Below are 18,572 nucleotides of genomic sequence, written 5' to 3' on the forward strand. Positions count from 1 at the left end.
ATAGCCTAATATTAATACGCCTGCTAGTATAGGCAGTTCTAGTTTTACAATTTTTAGTTTTATTTTTCTTTGGGTATTTTTAAAAAAGTCGGTGGTTCTTTTTAGCTTACCTGATCTAACCAGATAACTAAATGCGAGTACAATCAGCATATTATTTAACAATACCTGCAAAACGTTGATAGAAAACCGTTGGGCTATTCTCGTTTTTAGGAGCGTACTTTCCTGCTATAATTGGAATATAAACCACTCTCCTCCTACTTTCTTCGCCACGGATAGATGATTCTGCAACTCTGTGCCACAAACGGCCATCGTGAATGGTTAAATCACCGGCTTCCGGATTGATGGAAATTTCCTGTGGATCGGGTTTATTGTCTAAAAAGTATTTTTTTCGGAAAAGCATTTGATAAACACTTTGTTTGTGAGTACCCGGAATGATTTTAAGACCTCCGTTTTCGGGTTGTAAAGTGCTTAAGTGAATCCCAACATTTAACATCGGGTTTAATTTTCCGCCATAAAAAATATCTCTCAAACCATCTGTATGCCAGCCCATTTTAGTAAACTTGCTTTCCGGCCCATTGATATAATGATTGAAAACCATTCCGTCTTTTTCTTCAGTACCTAATCTTGCGCCATCACCTGCCAACTCTAATAAACTATTGAATCTTGGATCAAGTAAAAGACCGCTTAAGGTTTGATGATGTTGATTGATAAAAGCAAAACGCTGTACAATAGTTGAACCATCTAAATCTTTTCCAAATTTAATTGGAACACCGTTTACCTTTTTAAGATCGTTGTCAATCCATTCTTGCTCCACTTGTTTCGAGGCATCAATGATTGATGAAACAGTTTCCGGATTTATAAATTTTTTGAAGTGGATAAAACCATAATGGTTAAAAAAGTTAATTTGCTCGTCAGTTAATTGCTCAGTAAGAGTAAAGGTTTTGTAAGAAGATACCATAATATATAGATTTAATAAATGAAAGAATAACGTTTGAAATTTTATCTAAAAGAGTTGCAACAGCAACAACACATTCGCATGTTGGCGTGCATTCGGTTTTCAGACAAATTAAACATATTTCTTTTATTACTCATGTTCTATAGAATTAGTAGATATTAAGCAAATGTAATATAATTTCACATACGCAAAGAATATTTTTTTTATTTTTTTTGAAAAATTTAAATTTTATAAATCCCGGCTGCAGTTTTTTCGATGAAAGCCTTTGGTAGTATGCGGTTGGCATAAACCGAAATGATATTTGTAAAACCGGGAATAACTTCCGATTTTCTGTTGAACATGGCTTTTACGGCAATTTTAGCAACTTCATCAGGTTGCATATTGAACTTTTCAGCCATTTTGCTAAAAGCATTTAAACCAGCTCTGGCAGCAAAACCTGTATCAACCGGACCTGGACTAAAACAGCTTACTGAAATTGAAGTTGGGGCAAGTTCGAAACGTAAGGCACGGGTAAATGATAAAACAAAAGCCTTTGTAGCTGAATAAACAGCCAGCGTTGGTACAGCTTGGTAGGCAGCAGTACTCGCTATATTTAAAATGTAGGCTTGTTTTTCTTGTGAAAGGATGGGCACTAATAAATGTGAAAGTTCTACAACTACATTCATGTTAAGTTGCATCATACCAAGCTGATCGGTTAGAGAAGACTGACTAAAATTGCCCCACACACCATAACCGGCATTGTTAACTAAAAAACCAACCCGATAGTTATTCTCTTTTATCCAATTGGTGACTTTTAACGATGCACCATTTGTCGACAGATCAATCGATAAAACAGAAGCGTTGATGTCGTATTTAACTTGAAGATCATCAGATAGTGCTTTTAAACCCTCCTCACTTCTTGCGACAAGTAATAGTGGATAACCTTGTTTGGCCAATTCATAAGCAATAGCTTTTCCAATCCCTTTGCTGGCGCCCGTAATTAAGGCATACGGTTTCGTTTTTTCGTTCATTTGATTAATTTAATGATCAAATATAGAGATTAATTGTAAACTGTTAGGTCTGCAACGTACATAATGGTTCCCTCTTATCTCTCTGTTTTCAATTAGAAAATGAAAACAGTCAAAATCAAGTTATTAAACTAATGGAGAATTAAAAAAATCGCTAACAAATTAACAACAACCTATACTCCCCTTCCTTTTCTATTGGTGCTCTGTGAATACAAGGTAACACTTGCTGTTCCGGATGATCTACGGCCAGTCGCCAAAGATGTACTAACCCTAAATTAATAGGCTTCACGTCTGCATGTACCTGATAATGCAAATCAAAATAGTTTTCCTTCAAAAAGTCTTCGAATTCTTCTGGCGATCCATCATGCAGCTCTTTTAACTTTGTTCGGACTTCCGGAATTAGCACTTTTTGCTGTGCTTGCGAATTAGAAATAATATCACTTGCCGCACCATGATACGTACATAAAAAAGTATCTGTCGCAATTGGCGAACGATCAACATGAAACGAATACACATCAGTTGATATGAAATCAAATTCATCATCGCGTTCGTAACACTTCAGTAAATTAAGGGAAGGCGAAGCGCCAAAATTAGTTAGTAATTGTAAATCATTTAAGATTATTTCCCTTGCTATACTTCCCTTTTCTGAGAGTTGGAGTGCAATCAGGTCTTCAGCATACACTTCTGTTATATTTCCTTTTATACTCAACTGCGCTACAACATCGTTAAAATCACCATCCGAATTTCTGTGCCAGCATAGTGCATTCATTTCTCCCTTGAAATCGGTTTGTACAAGCTCAGAGAAAGTTGATACTAATCCAATTTGGTTGTTGTCGGAAAATGTTTTGTTCATGGTTTACTATTAAGAAGGTAGTTGCTTTAGGTTTTACAAAATTATGTAATAGTAGGTAATTGGTGTTTTTTTTTAGCTTTAAAATTTTGGGTTTGCCTGATTTTATGTTCCAAAAGGTTGAAGCTGTTACTTTTCGAAATTTATCATTATTAAATTTTGATGGGCATGTTTTAGACTAGCGACAGGAATTTGTCTATTGATACGATCTGTAAAATAGTCAAATATTTGAGTATAACTATTGACCAACTTGTTAACTTTGAAGACGATATTTTCCAAAAAGTAATCATAGAATATAAAAAACTTATTGAACAAATCAAATTAATTCAAGGGTTAGAACATGAAGAAATAATATGGTCGATACTTTTTTAACTCAAAAATAATTTAAAGACTTGTTCACTAAAATACAGCAATGTTATAAAAAAGAAAACCCCACAATTTGCGAGGTTTTCTTTTTTTGCTATTTTGTCTGCTCTTGTTTGCGGGCAAGAGCTATAGACATCAAGCTAGTCTTTAAGGTTATTTCTACTCGAACCTTCCAGATTCTGGATTAATTCTCATCATAAGTAATTGGCCAGCTCATTTTTTCTAATTCACTTTCAGTAAATTGGTAATGTTTCAATATCATATTATATTTTACAATGGTATCCCAAGGGGTATTTTCTATTACATCTTTATCAAAAATAAAAAGTTGTACCGTTGGGTTTCTACTAAACATGCTCATTGTAAAAGCATATATATCTCCTGGATAAATTTTATAGGCTGTATTTTTACCAGGTATATTAACTATACTTTTCAAACTAGTATCAGGATAGGAATGAGATACGCCCCAATATATCAATTTACCTGAGTTGTTTTTTACATTAAAATATTTTCGATATCGATTTTCATCACAGCTAGCGAACAGGATAAAACCTGTTATTAAAAGAGTTGTTGTTTTTAATATATTTTTCATTTATATTTCTTGTTTAGGTAACCATTTAAATTTTGACACGAAGTTATTTCGTTATATTTCAATATTTTGGTACTAATTGTTTATACTTTAAAAATTCAAATCAAACCAATCATTGTAATCACCGTCAAAAATAGGGTGGCTTAAGTAATCACAATTATCAAAATCTGATACATTACCCTATTGTCCATTAGCCTGAATATCTAATTCTTTCTTAATACCTATTAAAATACGGTCTTCAAACAGTTTTTTTTCTTTTTTATTTTCAAAAAAGTCAAGATCGTTATTTATGTCTTTCCAATTGCCAATATTTAGACCATTATTAATAGATACAAAAGAGAATTCTGTTGAATTTTTACCTGTAGAACTAATTAAAGTATATATAACCTTATTTTCTTTTTTATAATAAAAATAAAAGCGAAACCAATTTGAAGTTTCTGATTTTGATTCATCTTTTAAATCCCAAGAACCTTGATTTTCAATTGACACTTTTGGTACAATATAGTCCTTGTTTTTCTCTTTAAATCTTAAAATTGCGCTCTTAACAGTATCAAATTTATATTGAAGTTCATATTTCTCTGCATACGGATAGCTACCCGGTGCAAATTTATTGCCCAAATAAAATAATAAAGTAATAGAGAAAATTATAATTGCTAAATAAGTTTTTTTTTTCATCCTATATAAATAGTAATGTCTGTGTATACTTGGAGAATTATTTACTCCTTGATTACTGTATTCTTACCCTATTTTTGCTTTTCCATATCCGTTAAACTGTGCTAGAGAAAAAAGAATGGGACGAAATCACGACAATGAGCGGTGTTTTCGTTATTAATAATTTGCTAAAATTTCATCGTAATTACACTGTTAAATTATGTTAATTTTATTTTTTAAGGCGCAAAGATATACAAATCGCAATATAAATTATAAGAGTGCATTTCTTTATGTCCCATTTAAATTATAAAGTCCTCTATTATAAAGTAATACGGAAAAGCAGAATTTTGGATAGTAAGTATCAATAAATGAATTTCATTATTGCTATTCCCACCAACAAAGTAACTTTCAAGGTCTATTCTTACTTGATTCCAAAAAAATACATATAATACATAAATAGGATTTTTCTGTACCCAGAATCGTACTTTATTGCTCCCCCTGAGAACTATTATTAAGCAACTTTGCAACATCACTTCATTGCGTTACGAACGTAAATGCGATACGTAACAAGCATACAATTAACCTATTAACTATTAATTATTTACTAACCTTAAACCTTTAAAAATGAAAAAAATCTTAAAATTAACAAGTTTATTATTTATTACAGCAGTAGTGTTTACTTCCTGCGAAAAGGAACAAGATTTAAATGAGCCTCAAAGTACTAATAAGGTGATGTCGCGAAACGGTAACAAAAGCGAACCGAAAATTGTTAGCAAGGATGCCACAGATGGAGCAGTATTACAAGGTTCTGCCGGAGCCAGAACGATTACCTTGCAAACCAATACACTATCATGTCCCGGTGGTTTGTGTACCTCGTATGGTGTTTGGTCGGGTGATGTCTACTCGGTGTGGTTTACAATGAAATTTAATTCCGGATTTTATTGGAGCAGAGGCGGTAAATGCGGATACGGTATCCTAATTGGGGATCAGAATACAGGTGGTGACCCAGGATGGGATGGGAATGGCGGTAGTGCCCGATTTATGTGGTACTGCCCTAGCGGATCGAACACTGCTAAGGGAAGCGGGGCTTACCTTCAGCCTTACGTTTACTATAAAGATCAACCCGGACAATTTGGTAATGATTTTGGGAAAAAATATTACATCCAAGAAGGCGTGACATACAACTGTCAAATATCAGTTAAGTTGAATACCGGATCCAATACTAACGGATACGTCAAATATTATGTAAATGGTACGGAGGTGTTGAATCAAAGTATTCGCTGGGTCACTAACGACGCTAAACGAAATGTTAATGCAGTAAGTCTTCACACCTTCCGTGGTGGTAGCCAGAGCTACTGGACAGCTCCTGTGACGAGCTCTATTTCTTATCCTAGTGCGTCTTGGGATGCGCAATAGTAGTTATAGGCTTTAAGGTATTTTAGCCAAAATAAATAAAAATCTCAAATACAAACAAGGCCGCCACCACTAACATCGGTCTGGCTTTGTTGAGTAAAAGGTATTTTATAAAGGAACATTCTAAAAGATGTTCCTTTTTTTGTTTCTTTTTGAATGAAGTAAGTTAAAAAGGGTATAAACCCCCTTTTATAACTTCGCTTATATTCTTATTTTTGAGCAAGTTATAGATGTATAGATTGTAATCTGTAAACTGTAAATTCTTCTTTGAATCTTTTTTCTTTCGTATTATAAAGAGAAAAAAAATACACTATACGCCTTCCTTTTGAGTCTTTTGTGGACCAAGTCCAAAAGTTGTGGAGAAGTAAAAATCTCGCAAAGTCGCAAGATCGTAAAGTTTTAATGAAAAAGTAAAACGTCAAAGCTGCACGCCCCTACCCTAAACTGCTAATGCAACTATTCAAATATGCTGATTAGAAATACTCATATTCTATTTTTTATACCCCGAACTGAATGCTAGACAAATAAAACAGTACTAATTTTAAAAACGAAAGTGATCATGGAAATAAAAAAAGATTGGCTGGTTCCCGATACAGTCACAGATAAAATAAAAAAACAGGTTTCTCCAAACGCCCGTTATACTATAGTGCCTAAGTTTTTGGTTATTCATTATACCGCCGGTGATACTGCAGAATCTGCTTTAAATTGGTTTATGACTCCGCAAGACAAAGGAAATCCGGATCGAATTGCAGCGCATATTGTCGTAGATGTTGATGGTAGTATCACACAGTTGGTTCCCTTTAACAGAAGAGCCAATCATGCCGGTTACAGCGTGTGGGATAAAGTATCCGGATTTAATGATCATTCCATAGGGATCGAAATTGTTAATCCGGGTTATTTAGAAAAATTAACTGACGGAAGCTACCGCCGACGCGTTGGAACTGACAAAAATAAAAAACCGGTTTACAAGACCTACCCTGCCACTATTTCATCAAAACTGCATGTGGGCAACCATAAACACAAATTTTGGACCGATCCTGATAATCATCTTTGGTTTAAATTCCCCAAAGCACAATTAGATGCCGTATACAAACTATCCGGTTTACTGATCAGTCAATATGAACTCACTACGGCTATTGGTCACGATGATATTTCACCGGCTCGAAAACCCGATCCGGGGCCTGCATTCCCATGGGACGACTTTAAAATTGCCGTATTTGGAAAAACAGATACTGTTGGAAAAATCTTTAAGGTTACAGAAAACGGAACTAATTTTAGAAGTGGTCCCTCAAAAGAAAATACGCCTATAAAAAGTCTGAAAAAGGATTATGAGGTAGGCCTCATTGAAACCAACGGCTCCTGGAACAAAGTTTATCTGGTAAATGACAAAAAAGACGTCGTTAATTCAGATGGCGGCAGTAAAAAAGAAATTGGATGGATACATAACTCCTTATTGGTTTTGAAGGATATTTAGCTATTTGATTGCTTTTCAAAGTATTAATCATGAAAAACGTTTAAATAAAATACTGTTTCAAAACCACATAAAAAAAATCTGTCGTATCAGGGTTGTTTTCCTTGTTTATCTCACATTTATGTCTATCTTTGCACCCGCGATAAGCGCTCAAGTAAAGCTGCTAAATGTAGTTTAACTGAGAAAAAAGGCCTCGTGGCGCAACTGAATAGCGCACTTGATTACGGCTCAAGAGGTTACTGGTTTGAATCCAGTCGAGGTCACTACTAAAAAAAACGTTAAAACTTAGGTTTTAGCGTTTTTTTTATGCTTTTCATGCATTTTTAATGCGTTTTATCCTACGTAAACATACGGTTTAGACGTCCTATCGAGGTGACTACTCAGGATTTAAACCAAACTTACCATGCTGATTTACAGTGCAAAAACATTTAACTTTATATTTAGAATAATTTAACATTAAAAAACTAAATTATGAATTATAGAGATGAGCAAAACAAAGGAAAAATATCTCCAGAAAAGGCACAGAAAATGCTTAAAAAGGAAGGAATGAATGTAACAGTTGAGCAGGCAGAAGAAATATTATACTTTATCCGACTGATAGCAAATATTCAAATTGTAAAATTTATCGAGAACAACAAAACGACTGAAAAAAACTAAATTAGTCTTCGTTGACGCGTAAAATATACGCTGTCTTTACCGGTTTGGTTTGAACATTTATTCGCTTAATGTTTATATTTATATGCATTGCTAAAGCAAAATCAGGTATTAATACGGTGGTGGTATTTTTGCTAAAAGAATTATTTTGCACATTAATACTGCACCAGATTACGGAAATCCATAAAATAACAATAAAATGCTTTTGTAAGTTTGGAAATTAGATTAACAAGCGTAGGATGAGAGTACAATTATGGGCACTTATTCATGCTGATGCATTTTTTTTTAATAACCTTTATTTAAGAGAACTAACAGAGTATGACTGTAGAAAAATATACCGATCAACAACTTAGCGGACTTGTAATCCAATTGATTTTTAAAATATATAACAATCCGGAAAAAATTCTTGAATCTTTTCAAGGCAACATTGCAAGAAAAGTCAGGTCCCTGCATTTAAAAAAATTGACTGCTGCTGAAATTCAAGAAGCCTCTTTAAAAGTTGCAGCCTTGACATTTAAAGATTTGAATACAATACCAAAAGAATACATACGAAGCAAATTATCCCGTGAAATTACTTCAAAGAGTTATCAAGAAGGAATCGAACTTTCCCAATACAGAGATTATTTTAGTGATCTAGCAAAAGATATGGTTAGAGATTTAATTCAGCGAAAATACAACCTGGCTAAACAGCAGAGAGATCAGGTGCTAAAAAAGAGGAAAAAATAGCCCGGCATATAAGGCTAGTCTACATCTTGAGATATTGATATGCAGTGAGTGAAAATCCTTTAAGAAAAACATTACCATAGCTGCATCTGAGTTTTATCACTGCCCTCAGTTACAAGGAACGCAGTAATAAATACGCAGATGAGATGACGATTAAAAAACTGAAACTAGTATGAGAAAATTATTTTTTGCGGCAGTTACAGCATTGATGACGATTTCCACGTTCTCTCAAAGTTTGCCTGAAGCCTCCAGACAAAATATTTCCACCGACAGTAATGTTGCCTACAGGCTGTTCTCTACGCGAAATATCTATACTTTTATCAAATTGAATACAAGGAACGGACAGATGTCGCAGGTTTAATGGGATACAAAAGGCAATCAATCTGAAACTGCGCTGTCATTAATTACCCGTGTTACAAAAGAAGAAGAAAATTCTGGGAAATTTTTTCTTTATCCGACAACAAATTTCTATAATTTCATTTTGCTTGACCAGACGGACGGACGGATATGGCAGGTACAATGGTCCTCTGCGCCTAACGAAAGGGCGGTCATCCCAATAAACTAAGTAGTCAATTTTATGCCTTTAGATTAATAGCAGGAAGTTCAAAATTTGAAAAAACAAAACCTTCGGCAATTGATGCAGGGAATTCAGCCAATAAGCTTAATTTAAAACTGCTTCTGCCTTTAGAGGCTTCAGCAGAGAGTTTCTATGTAAGACGAGGAAAAAAGATTATAAATAATACAAAACATTTTTACGGACATGACAGATAGAACAGCAGTCGATACAATAAAAGGTTACTTCTACCAATTTGATTATGCAATTATAAAAATATTGGAATTAAGCAAAGATACGGATGCTATTACTGTAGAAGGAATTGAAGACGTAGATATAAAAACCGCTACAGAAGAAACAGCTGTCCAATGTAAATATCATTCCAAAACCGAATATAATCATTCAGTAATAGCCAAACCAGTAATGCTAATGCTTAATCACTACCGGGAAGTGGTTAATGGCACAAAAAAAAGAATAAATTACAAGCTTTACGGCCATTTCCTATCAGGCCAAAAAAAGCTGATTCTTCCTATAGACTCAACTTTTTTAAAAGACCACTTTTTGACTTACAGTGAAAATAAAATTAAACGCTACCATCATACTGAGCTACATCTCTCTGATGCAGAATTGGACGATTTCATTTCTCTGCTGACAATTGACATCAACGCATTAGAATATCAATCCCAGGTTTCAAAAATAGCTGCATTATTAACTAATCATTTTGGATGCACATCTTTTGAAGCGGAAAACTTTTTTTATAACAATGCACTCAAAGCTATAAAAGACATTTCAGTCCAAAATGATATATTAAAACGAAAAATAACGAAATCTGAATTTCTAAAGAGATTAGATTCTAGAAGGGTTTTATTCAATCAATGGTTTATCGCGTATAAAGGAGAAGCAAAATTATTTGCAGAATTAAGAGCAGAATATTTCACGGTTTTTAACATTTCTCCTTTTGAACGATTTTTTATTATTGAAGTGCCGGCTGTGAATTACCTGCGAGCAGAATTAAAAGATTTAATCTTAAATATTTCGAAAAAATGGTCTAAACTCTCAGCAAGGGAATCCCAGCCATTTTGTCCATACATTTATCTTCATGGCATTCTTCCACAGGAATTAATTGAACTAAAAAAAGAGCTTTATTTAGAAAGTTTCACATTTGTGGACGGATTTGATTTCAGTGGTGCAGATTTTAGTGCAAAATCAATAACAAAGACCGCCAGCTATAGTAATTCGATTAAACTTAAAATCATCAATTCACTAGAACACTTTGATTTAACTATAAAAGAAATAAGCAAAACTAAGGAGGTTTACCAGTTCTATAATTCAAATCCGTTTTTTACAGTTTCTTACCCAAATGTTAAGCAGGTCCAGATACAATTTTCAAAATTAACCGATATCAAAAAAATCATATAAAATGTCAGAAGAACTTAAAAAAGTAAATGCTGAGGTAATTGCAGTTTACCCAGATAAGATAAAAATTGTCGTTGACAACCTTGAAGATTTTAGAATTGCAGGAGAATTACTGCAGGTAGGTTCTTATCTTAAGATTTCAGATAATGACAACGCTGTATTAATGTCAATTATTGAAAATTTTTCAATAATTGTAAATGATTCAGGAAAAAGAGACTATGCAATTGAAGCATTCCCGTTAGGAATGATTAAAAATGGGCAGTTCATAAGGGGCGGGGATTCGCTAGCAATTCCTCCAAAGAAAGTTGAACCAGCATCAGAAGAAGAGATAAAAAAAATATATGAGCAGTCAATCGATGCAAAAGAGAAGTTTACTTTTGCCGCCCTCTCCTCCAATCATAAAATCAGGATTCCTGTAAACGGAAATAAATTTTTTAATAAGCATGTGGCAATTGTAGGTTCTACCGGTTCGGGAAAATCGCATACATTATCTACAATCATACAGAAGGCCGTCTCCGAAAAAAGCGGAAGCTTTTCGCTTAATAACTCACATGTCATCATTTTTGATATTCATTCGGAATATAAATCGGCTTTTCCAGCGGCGAATTTTATCGATATTAAAAATCTCGTCCTCCCATACTGGCTTCTAAACAGCGAAGAACTCGAGGAGTTTTTTTTAGATACGGAAGCAAATGATCATAACCAGAAATTTATCTTTAAAGAAGCAATTGTCTCTGATAGAAAAAAACATTTCAAGGGAACTGAGGCAGACAAAAAGAAAATTCATTACGATTCCCCGCTATATTTTGATATCCAATATATATTGGATTATGCAAACATGAAAAATACTGAATTAGTAGATTCAGGCGAGGTCTATGCAGCTAGCAATAAAGAGAAGGCAGGTCAGCCTAAACTTACAAATGGAAGTCTGAACGGAAAACTGACAAACTTTGTCAATAGATTAGAGAACAAGATAAATGACAACAGGCTTGATTTCCTGCTTTCTCAAAAATCTAAGGACATAACCTTCGAACAGACTTTAAATCAGCTGATAGGCTATGAATCGGGAAAACAGTCCAACGTTACTGTAATTGATTTGAGCGGTGTGCCATTCGAGGTTTTAAGCATTACAGTTTCACTAATTTCAAGAATGGTTTTCGAATATGGATATTTCTACAAAAGGCTGAGAAATACAAAAGATCCAAATGAAAAAATTAATAATGACATTCCAATTTTACTTGTTTACGAAGAAGCACATAAATATGTACCTAACAGTGATTTAGTAAAATATCGTTCCTCAAAAAATTCAATAGAACGAATAGCTAAAGAAGGCAGAAAATATGGAATTACTTTATTGCTAGCAAGTCAGAGGCCATCTGAAATTTCAGAAACAATATTTTCGCAGTGCAACAACTTTATTGCTATGCGACTGACAAATCCTGTTGACCAAAGTTACGTAAAAAAACTTCTGCCGGACAGTCTTGGGTCTTTAATTGATACAATGCCGTCCTTGAAGCAAGGCGAAGCTTTACTTGTAGGGGAATCAATTATTTTACCTTCAATTGTTCAAATTGACAGATGCAAAGATCAGCCTTCATCAAACGATATACCCTATTGGGAATTATGGAAAGAAGAATGGAAAGACATGAATATTGACGAAATTAAAAATGAGTGGTACAGCTAAAAATATCTAACAGGCTTGACTTATCTATTGAAATGATAAGAGTAGTGTATTTCACATAAGCTGAAATCTTATGCAAGAATTGAAGAATAATATAAAAACAATTTAAAATAACCTTTATGGCTCGCAGAAAAATGCAGAAAGGAATATGCCGTTTATGCAAAAAAAACACTGATCTAAGCTTTGAACATATTCCGCCGAAAGTAGCTTTCAATAAATATACTAAATTTAGAAGTGTGCCGTTTTTAGAGTATGCGCAGAATGCACACAAAACGGACTACCAGCCGAACGCAAAGCTACAGCAAGGGGGGCTCGGAAAGTATTGTCTCTGCCGAAAATGCAACAGCTTCTTAGGAAATAATTATGTACCGGATTATTTTAAAATGAGTCAAACGGCTAAAGCAATTTTTCAAAACAAAGATTTCTCAAAAGCGTTTTTTACTACCCGCGAAATTTCGCCATTAAGATTTCTTAAGCAAATATTATCAATGTTTGTATGTATAAACGATCCAGATTTTACTGATGATGAACCGGAATTATTGAACTTTTTAAAAAATCCAAGCGAAAATAATCTTTCCGATAAATTTAGAATTTTTATGTATCTTAATCATCTTGGACAGATACGCAGTTTAACTTCGATGTATACTAATAAATACGGATTAGTGAACGAATTGACATTTCCTCCTCTAGGCTTTGTACTTAGTATTAATTCTGACAATTCATTTCCCTTAACCGAAATAACCCATTTTAAAAATATTTCGATAGATTACACAGATGAAGTTACTTATGAACTTTTTAATTTGCCGACACATCTGCCCTTTCCTGTTGACTACCGAACTAGAGAAGAAATAGATGAAGCTGTTAGAAAAAGTGAAAAATATCAAGAGGAATAAAAAAAGCTTGTTAAACAGCGGTTATCCGATTATAAAAATTGGATTAGATTTAATGCTACTTTTATAATAGAAATAAAATTAGCCCTTATACCCTACTTATTTTTCACAAAAAAACAAAGCGAATTTTAAAAATTGTCTTTTAGTTTAAAAGATGATATTTTGAAAAAAATAACGGCAAAATTGCCCTTCAACTTTATCTACATTTTTCGTTAACAAATCCACATTAATATTTCAATATTAAATTTATGATTACAAGCATATACCTTAAAGAACACCAATACTTAATAAGAAAGCCTCAAACTTTAAATTTTGGGGGGAAATACCTGTATTCATATCATCCTTTAGGTAAAAATCTAATTGTTAGAAGAAAATTAAACGAAAAATATATTCCAGATTTTTTTAACATCTCAAATAGTTATTGTAAAATTCAATTATTGAGTGCTATAGTAGGTGAAAATGGAGTGGGAAAATCTTCTATTTTAGATGTAATTAGAGGCGCTTTTGTACAGCATATTTATTCTATGCCACATAGTCTTTCCACTATCTTAGTCGAAATTGATGGAGAGACTAAATTATTAGATTCTAATTTTCAAAATGTATATCTTGAAATTGAAAAAGATGATGATATTGATCATATAGATATTGAAACAATCGATAAAGAATCCTATCAGAGTATATACTATTCTCCACATTTTGATTTAAAGTACAACAATGACTTTAGTGAAGTTGATGAGTATGACATTTCTCTTGATCAATTTATTAAATTAGACTTAGAAGACACCGACAAAAAGGGTACTAATGAAAATGGATGGAGATTTGATTTACATGATGAATTATTATTAAAAAACTCTATTCGACAAATTGAATTTCTAAACTCATCTATTTTTAATGATAATATTATATTTAAGGAAATTTTTAATTTGCAAAAATACAACACGGGAATACTTCATTTTCGAGATGTAAAAATTCCCGATTTTCATAATACACCGTCGCCTTTAAGGCCAATTATCAAACTTATTTTTGATAAGTTAGAAAATGAAAATTCTAAATGGCACATTTTCAGAGATGAAAATTCGCATTTAGGAGACAAATTAAATCAAGCATTGGTAAACAAATATCTTTTAGAGAGATTTGTTGTTCATGCTTTTCTATCTATAGTAATTCAGCAAATGGAGAAAAGTAATACTTGGTTGGAAGAAGGAAGAATTGAAAACCCTTATCAAATGGATAGATTTAAAGATTCTTCTGCTTTCGAGACTTTTACTTATTTCATTAAAGAAAGCTATATCGAAAAAGGTAAATTTAAACGCATAATTTTTAATTCCGAAGAAATTTTAATTTTTTTTAAAAAACTAAATACACTTTTTTCAAAAGAAACTAACCCTGACAATATCAAAAAGCAAAGTATTAGATCGAATTTGGATGATATAAAAGATGTGTTAGAATTACACAAAAAAATTATGATAAATTTGCTACATTATTACCCTACTACTGATGGATTAATTAAAAAAAGTGATTATATCGATGGCTTTTTAGCTTTTAGGCCTACTGACCGAAATATGAGTTCTGGAGAAAATGCTTTATTGAATTTTTTTTCAAAATTATATTCTTTCATAGAAAATAATCTCGTAGATAACAGCAAATCTTTATCCGACAAGGAAAATTATATCATTTTACTAGATGAAGCCGATTTAGGGTTTCATCCAATTTGGAAAAAAAGATATATTAATGCAATACTTAAAAGTTTACCACATTTTTTTAAGGCCTTAGATATAAAGCCAGATTTACAAATAATTATAACCACACATGATCCACTTACTTTATCAGATTTGCCTATAAATAATGTTATTTTTTTAAATAAGGATGAAGCTTATTGTAAAATAATGTCTACTGATGATCAGAATAAAATACAAAAGACATTTGGAGCTAATATTACTGATTTACTAGCTCATTCTTTTTTTGTTGAAGATGGTTTAATTGGTGATTTTTCAAGGTCTAAAATCAAAGAGGTGATTGATTGGATAAATGACAGTCAGAAACTATCAGAAAAAAGTAAATCAGATCAAAAATTCAAACTTCAATTTGAATATTATAAAAACGTAGTAAACCTCATTGACGAAAAGATTATAAAATTGAAGCTTGCAGAAATGATAACTGATTTAGTACCAGATAATGATTACTATAATTTACTTATAGAAAATGAAATCGAATTTTTAAAAAATAAAAAAAGATAATCATGCAACATATCGACACTAATCTTCCTAATATGATTGAAGCAAGAGATAGTTATTACCAGTTTATGAGGTATGTCATTAAGAAAAAAATTAATGGAAAAACCTTTACTGATCCTCCTCCAATTACAAATATGAATGCAATATATAAAGTAAATGGAATAAAAAGTACTATTGTTAAATTTCTAAATAACGAAGATAATTTAAGAAAGGTTCTAATTGGAACACCTGATGAACTAGACACAATAAAATCACTTTTTACGAGCGTTGGCTTAAAAAAGTCTCTAACAAAAATAATTAATTATGATAGTTGGATTAAAACTGACGAAGATGCAACCTATCGATTTTATAACGCCTATACTTTAGCGGAAAAGCTTGATATTCCGACCTGTGTATATTGTAATCGGATTTATACAAAAACTGTTATTAGCAGTTCTGGGAAAAAAATTACCCGTCCCACTTTTGATCATTGGTTTTCCAAAAGTAATTATCCTTTGCTTGCATTGTCATTTTATAATCTAATTCCAAGTTGCTCAGTATGTAATAGTGGTGTTAAAGGTTCTACTCCTTTTTCTCTTTCAACTCATTTTCATCCCTATTACAAGAACTTAGTTGACGATTTTAAATATACCTTTAGTTATGATCATAAGGATTATGATAAATTTTCTTTTAAAATTTTAACTGAAAATAAATTCTCAGAAGAATCAGTAAAAGCATTCGAATTAGAAGAGATTTTTAAATCTCACGAAGATGAAATAGAAGATTTGAGAAAAATTAAAGATGCTTATTCAGAAAGTTATCTTGACATGGTTGAATCAAAAATACTAAATGGGCTTTCCTTAAACAGGGAAGAAATATATCGATTAGCTTTTGGGACACATTTGGAAGAAGCTAAGTTTGATCGCAGACCACTAAGTAAAATGAAAAGAGATCTTTTAATTGAATTAGGTATTATAACATGAATTTTAAAATTATAGCATTAGAAATTTTAGATGGTTGCACAAAAAGGCATTCTAAAAACCTTCAGAAAAATTTAATCTATTATTTCTACAATCAATATTTAATTGATAAAAATAATGGATATGACAAAATTAGAATTGATAAATCAAAAAACATTGACTTATTTTCTCAAGATGAAACCCTGAAAATTAGTATTTCTGCCATAGTAGGAAAAAATGGATCTGGTAAAAGTACAATTATTGACCTTATTATAAAGGGAATAAATAATTTCGCATATCAATATAGGCAACAAAATCCCGACAAAAAAATACACCAAGTGGACTACGTTGGGGGGATAGATATTATTATTTACTATCAAAAAAGTGAAAGTGTTATCCTAAAATTACATATTAAAAATAAAGCGTGTAAAATTTACGAATGCGTATGGGATGATAATAGAAAATTTTTCATAAACAGAGGAATCGCTTCAACGGATCTGCATCTGAGTCATCTATTTTATACGGAAATCATCAATTATTCATTATACGCATACAACTCTTCCATTGAGGGAGGGTGGATTAGCAAACTATTCCATAAAAATGATTCATATCAAACCCCTATAGTATTGAATCCTTTTAGAAAAAATGGAGTTATTGATGTGAATATTGAAAATGCCCTAATATTTCAACGTTTAATGGCAAATTTGTTTAGAAACGAAAATATTGAAATTGAAATTGGAGAAAACTTAGTAGTAGAAAATCTTATTTTAAAATTAGCCCCTGAGAGAAGAAAATTTAAATATTATAACGATAAACAGAAAAAAGATTTAGAGTTTTCACTTTTGAAATTTGATAACGAAATCAAAGATGAAATCATAAAAAAACTACTTGAAGCTTTCTATAATTATTCTATTGATAAAATTAAAATTACTGGAAAATTATACGATAACGCCAAGTCATATATACTTTATAAACTTATTAGTATTTGTCAAAAATATGATGAATATGATTATTTTGACTTTAAAACTATTAAATTTAAAAATTTAGAAAACTTAATTGATCATTTAAGAATCGATAATAGTCATATCACATTTAAACTTAGACAAACTATTAATTATCTAATCTTTGACCATATTGAGTACGATGAACAAAAAAACATAAATTTTGTTAAAGTAAAAAAATTAGCAAAAAATATTAATAAAATAAGAGGTCATGAAAATATAATTAAATTCATTCCACCACCTATCTTCAATATAGACTTAAATCTTAAATCAGTAAATGGCAGTGAAACAGAAATTAGATTTAGCAATTTAAGTTCAGGAGAAAAACAATTAATATATTCCCTCAATTCAATTTATTATCATTTAATCTATCTTGATTCGGTAGCCTCTTCAAATGGGAATAAAACATATTATAAAGATGTCAATATAATATTAGAAGAAATTGAACTATATTTTCATCCTGAATTTCAAAGACAATATATTAAGTTACTATTAGATGGACTATATAATATTGGGCTTGAAAGAATAAAAAGCATAAATATAATTTTTGTAACTCACTCCCCCTTTATCTTATCTGACATCCCCCAATCAAATGTAATGTACTTGGAAGTTAAAAATGGAATTTCTGTACCTATTAAGCAAGAAAAAAAATCTTTTTCTGCTAATATACATCATTTGCTGACAGATAATTTTTTCCTTAAAAATAATATTTATATTGGTAGTTTTGCTCATTCAAAATTAAAAATGGCAATAGGGTTTATAAATACTTATGACGAAAAATCAGCAAAAAAAGAAGAAATACTTTATTGGTATAATTTTTTAGAGATAATAGATGAACCAATAATTAAAAACAAATTATTAGAAATGTTCACTATAAAATTTCAAGAATTTTCAAAAGAAAGATTTATAGACATTAAAAAAGAAAAGGTTCTAAAATTTGCAGAAGAAATGGGAATTTCAATTCACTTTCAACATGAGATATAAAAAAAGAAGGTGCAGAATGCACCTTTCACTTTATCTAAATTTTTCGTTAGCACATCCTGAAGGGGATTACCTTAGTGACACACTAACTAAATCGCATACAGTATTTCATAGAGCCAAAAAAAGACAATTCTACCCTACGCATAGCAATCTTTTTAAATCCTTTAAAATATTTGTAGAATTTTATTATAGTTTAATGCCA

Annotated in this window: 15 protein-coding genes and 1 tRNA gene; 11 read left to right on the top strand and 5 right to left on the bottom strand. The window is 31.7% G+C overall.

Translation table 11 applies throughout. The features are described 5' to 3' along the window. Positions 1-151: 151 nt before the first annotated feature. The 5 genes from ACHRV3_RS01175 to ACHRV3_RS01195 all read right to left on the bottom strand — a co-directional run bounded on the left by ACHRV3_RS01175 (position 152) and on the right by ACHRV3_RS01195 (position 4,439). Positions 152-958, bottom strand: coding sequence for a phytanoyl-CoA dioxygenase family protein (locus tag ACHRV3_RS01175; RefSeq protein WP_395434200.1), 807 nt, complete (start codon positions 956-958; stop codon positions 152-154). A gap of 218 nt (positions 959-1,176) precedes the next feature. Further along, a complete protein-coding gene (locus tag ACHRV3_RS01180; RefSeq protein ID WP_395434201.1) occupies positions 1,177-1,965 on the bottom strand; it encodes an SDR family NAD(P)-dependent oxidoreductase in 789 nt (262 codons plus the stop codon). A 151-nt stretch (positions 1,966-2,116) separates the two neighbouring features. Next, positions 2,117-2,815 carry a DUF1826 domain-containing protein gene (locus tag ACHRV3_RS01185; protein WP_395434202.1) on the bottom strand — a complete coding sequence of 233 codons (699 nt, stop codon included), beginning with the start codon at positions 2,813-2,815 and terminating at the stop codon, positions 2,117-2,119. 547 nt (positions 2,816-3,362) lie between these two features. Next, the gene (locus tag ACHRV3_RS01190) at positions 3,363-3,767 is read right to left on the bottom strand and encodes a hypothetical protein (protein ID WP_395434203.1); all 405 of its coding nucleotides are present in this window, start codon (positions 3,765-3,767) and stop codon (positions 3,363-3,365) included. A gap of 177 nt (positions 3,768-3,944) precedes the next feature. Beyond that, positions 3,945-4,439: a hypothetical protein gene (locus ACHRV3_RS01195; RefSeq protein ID WP_395434204.1), complete on the bottom strand. Its 495-nt coding sequence runs from the start codon at positions 4,437-4,439 to the stop codon at positions 3,945-3,947. Between the two features lie 600 nt (positions 4,440-5,039). Between ACHRV3_RS01195 and ACHRV3_RS01200 the strand changes: the two genes are divergently transcribed. The 11 genes from ACHRV3_RS01200 to ACHRV3_RS01250 all read left to right on the top strand — a co-directional run bounded on the left by ACHRV3_RS01200 (position 5,040) and on the right by ACHRV3_RS01250 (position 18,373). Continuing rightward, a complete protein-coding gene (locus ACHRV3_RS01200) occupies positions 5,040-5,831 on the top strand; it encodes a polysaccharide lyase (RefSeq protein ID WP_395434205.1) in 792 nt (263 codons plus the stop codon). A 556-nt stretch (positions 5,832-6,387) separates the two neighbouring features. Beyond that, positions 6,388-7,302: an N-acetylmuramoyl-L-alanine amidase gene (locus ACHRV3_RS01205; protein ID WP_395434206.1), complete on the top strand. Its 915-nt coding sequence runs from the start codon at positions 6,388-6,390 to the stop codon at positions 7,300-7,302. A 186-nt stretch (positions 7,303-7,488) separates the two neighbouring features. Then, positions 7,489-7,562 (top strand) — tRNA-Arg (locus ACHRV3_RS01210). 208 nt (positions 7,563-7,770) lie between these two features. Next, the gene (locus ACHRV3_RS01215) at positions 7,771-7,956 is read left to right on the top strand and encodes a hypothetical protein (protein ID WP_395434207.1); all 186 of its coding nucleotides are present in this window, start codon (positions 7,771-7,773) and stop codon (positions 7,954-7,956) included. 315 nt (positions 7,957-8,271) lie between these two features. Beyond that, entirely contained in the window at positions 8,272-8,679 is a 408-nt protein-coding gene (locus tag ACHRV3_RS01220; protein ID WP_395434208.1) for a hypothetical protein, read from the top strand. 757 nt (positions 8,680-9,436) lie between these two features. Next, positions 9,437-10,648, top strand: coding sequence for a DUF4297 family anti-phage-associated protein (locus tag ACHRV3_RS01225; RefSeq protein ID WP_395434209.1), 1,212 nt, complete (start codon positions 9,437-9,439; stop codon positions 10,646-10,648). 1 nt (position 10,649) lies between these two features. Continuing rightward, entirely contained in the window at positions 10,650-12,329 is a 1,680-nt protein-coding gene (locus ACHRV3_RS01230) for an ATP-binding protein (RefSeq protein ID WP_395434210.1), read from the top strand. 116 nt (positions 12,330-12,445) lie between these two features. Continuing rightward, positions 12,446-13,219, top strand: coding sequence for a hypothetical protein (locus ACHRV3_RS01235; RefSeq protein ID WP_395434211.1), 774 nt, complete (start codon positions 12,446-12,448; stop codon positions 13,217-13,219). A gap of 245 nt (positions 13,220-13,464) precedes the next feature. Next, positions 13,465-15,453 (top strand): AAA family ATPase, encoded by a 1,989-nt coding sequence (locus tag ACHRV3_RS01240; RefSeq protein ID WP_395434212.1) that lies wholly within the window; start codon positions 13,465-13,467, stop codon positions 15,451-15,453. 2 nt (positions 15,454-15,455) lie between these two features. After that, the gene (locus tag ACHRV3_RS01245; RefSeq protein ID WP_395434213.1) at positions 15,456-16,412 is read left to right on the top strand and encodes a hypothetical protein; all 957 of its coding nucleotides are present in this window, start codon (positions 15,456-15,458) and stop codon (positions 16,410-16,412) included. Beyond that, the gene (locus ACHRV3_RS01250) at positions 16,409-18,373 is read left to right on the top strand and encodes a hypothetical protein (RefSeq protein WP_395434214.1); all 1,965 of its coding nucleotides are present in this window, start codon (positions 16,409-16,411) and stop codon (positions 18,371-18,373) included. Before ACHRV3_RS01245 ends, ACHRV3_RS01250 begins: the two co-directional genes overlap by 4 nt. Positions 18,374-18,572: the final 199 nt, after the last annotated feature.

This window comes from Flavobacterium sp. FlaQc-49 (assembly GCF_044005985.1).
In the GTDB taxonomy this organism is placed as follows: domain Bacteria; phylum Bacteroidota; class Bacteroidia; order Flavobacteriales; family Flavobacteriaceae; genus Flavobacterium; species Flavobacterium cupriresistens.

What these genes read in the sequence shown, in the direction of transcription:
- ACHRV3_RS01175 (WP_395434200.1), bottom strand. Translation starts at nt 958, where the DNA reads ATGGTATCTTCTTACAAAACCTTTACTCTTACTGAGCAATTAACTGAC.
- ACHRV3_RS01190 (WP_395434203.1), bottom strand. Translation starts at nt 3,767, where the DNA reads ATGAAAAATATATTAAAAACAACAACTCTTTTAATAACAGGTTTTATC.
- ACHRV3_RS01205 (WP_395434206.1), top strand. Translation starts at nt 6,388, where the DNA reads ATGGAAATAAAAAAAGATTGGCTGGTTCCCGATACAGTCACAGATAAA.
- ACHRV3_RS01185 (WP_395434202.1), bottom strand. Translation starts at nt 2,815, where the DNA reads ATGAACAAAACATTTTCCGACAACAACCAAATTGGATTAGTATCAACT.
- ACHRV3_RS01220 (WP_395434208.1), top strand. Translation starts at nt 8,272, where the DNA reads ATGACTGTAGAAAAATATACCGATCAACAACTTAGCGGACTTGTAATC.
- ACHRV3_RS01235 (WP_395434211.1), top strand. Translation starts at nt 12,446, where the DNA reads ATGGCTCGCAGAAAAATGCAGAAAGGAATATGCCGTTTATGCAAAAAA.
- ACHRV3_RS01200 (WP_395434205.1), top strand. Translation starts at nt 5,040, where the DNA reads ATGAAAAAAATCTTAAAATTAACAAGTTTATTATTTATTACAGCAGTA.
- ACHRV3_RS01240 (WP_395434212.1), top strand. Translation starts at nt 13,465, where the DNA reads ATGATTACAAGCATATACCTTAAAGAACACCAATACTTAATAAGAAAG.
- ACHRV3_RS01215 (WP_395434207.1), top strand. Translation starts at nt 7,771, where the DNA reads ATGAATTATAGAGATGAGCAAAACAAAGGAAAAATATCTCCAGAAAAG.
- ACHRV3_RS01225 (WP_395434209.1), top strand. Translation starts at nt 9,437, where the DNA reads ATGACAGATAGAACAGCAGTCGATACAATAAAAGGTTACTTCTACCAA.
- ACHRV3_RS01195 (WP_395434204.1), bottom strand. Translation starts at nt 4,439, where the DNA reads ATGAAAAAAAAAACTTATTTAGCAATTATAATTTTCTCTATTACTTTA.
- ACHRV3_RS01245 (WP_395434213.1), top strand. Translation starts at nt 15,456, where the DNA reads ATGCAACATATCGACACTAATCTTCCTAATATGATTGAAGCAAGAGAT.
- ACHRV3_RS01230 (WP_395434210.1), top strand. Translation starts at nt 10,650, where the DNA reads ATGTCAGAAGAACTTAAAAAAGTAAATGCTGAGGTAATTGCAGTTTAC.
- ACHRV3_RS01250 (WP_395434214.1), top strand. Translation starts at nt 16,409, where the DNA reads ATGAATTTTAAAATTATAGCATTAGAAATTTTAGATGGTTGCACAAAA.
- ACHRV3_RS01180 (WP_395434201.1), bottom strand. Translation starts at nt 1,965, where the DNA reads ATGAACGAAAAAACGAAACCGTATGCCTTAATTACGGGCGCCAGCAAA.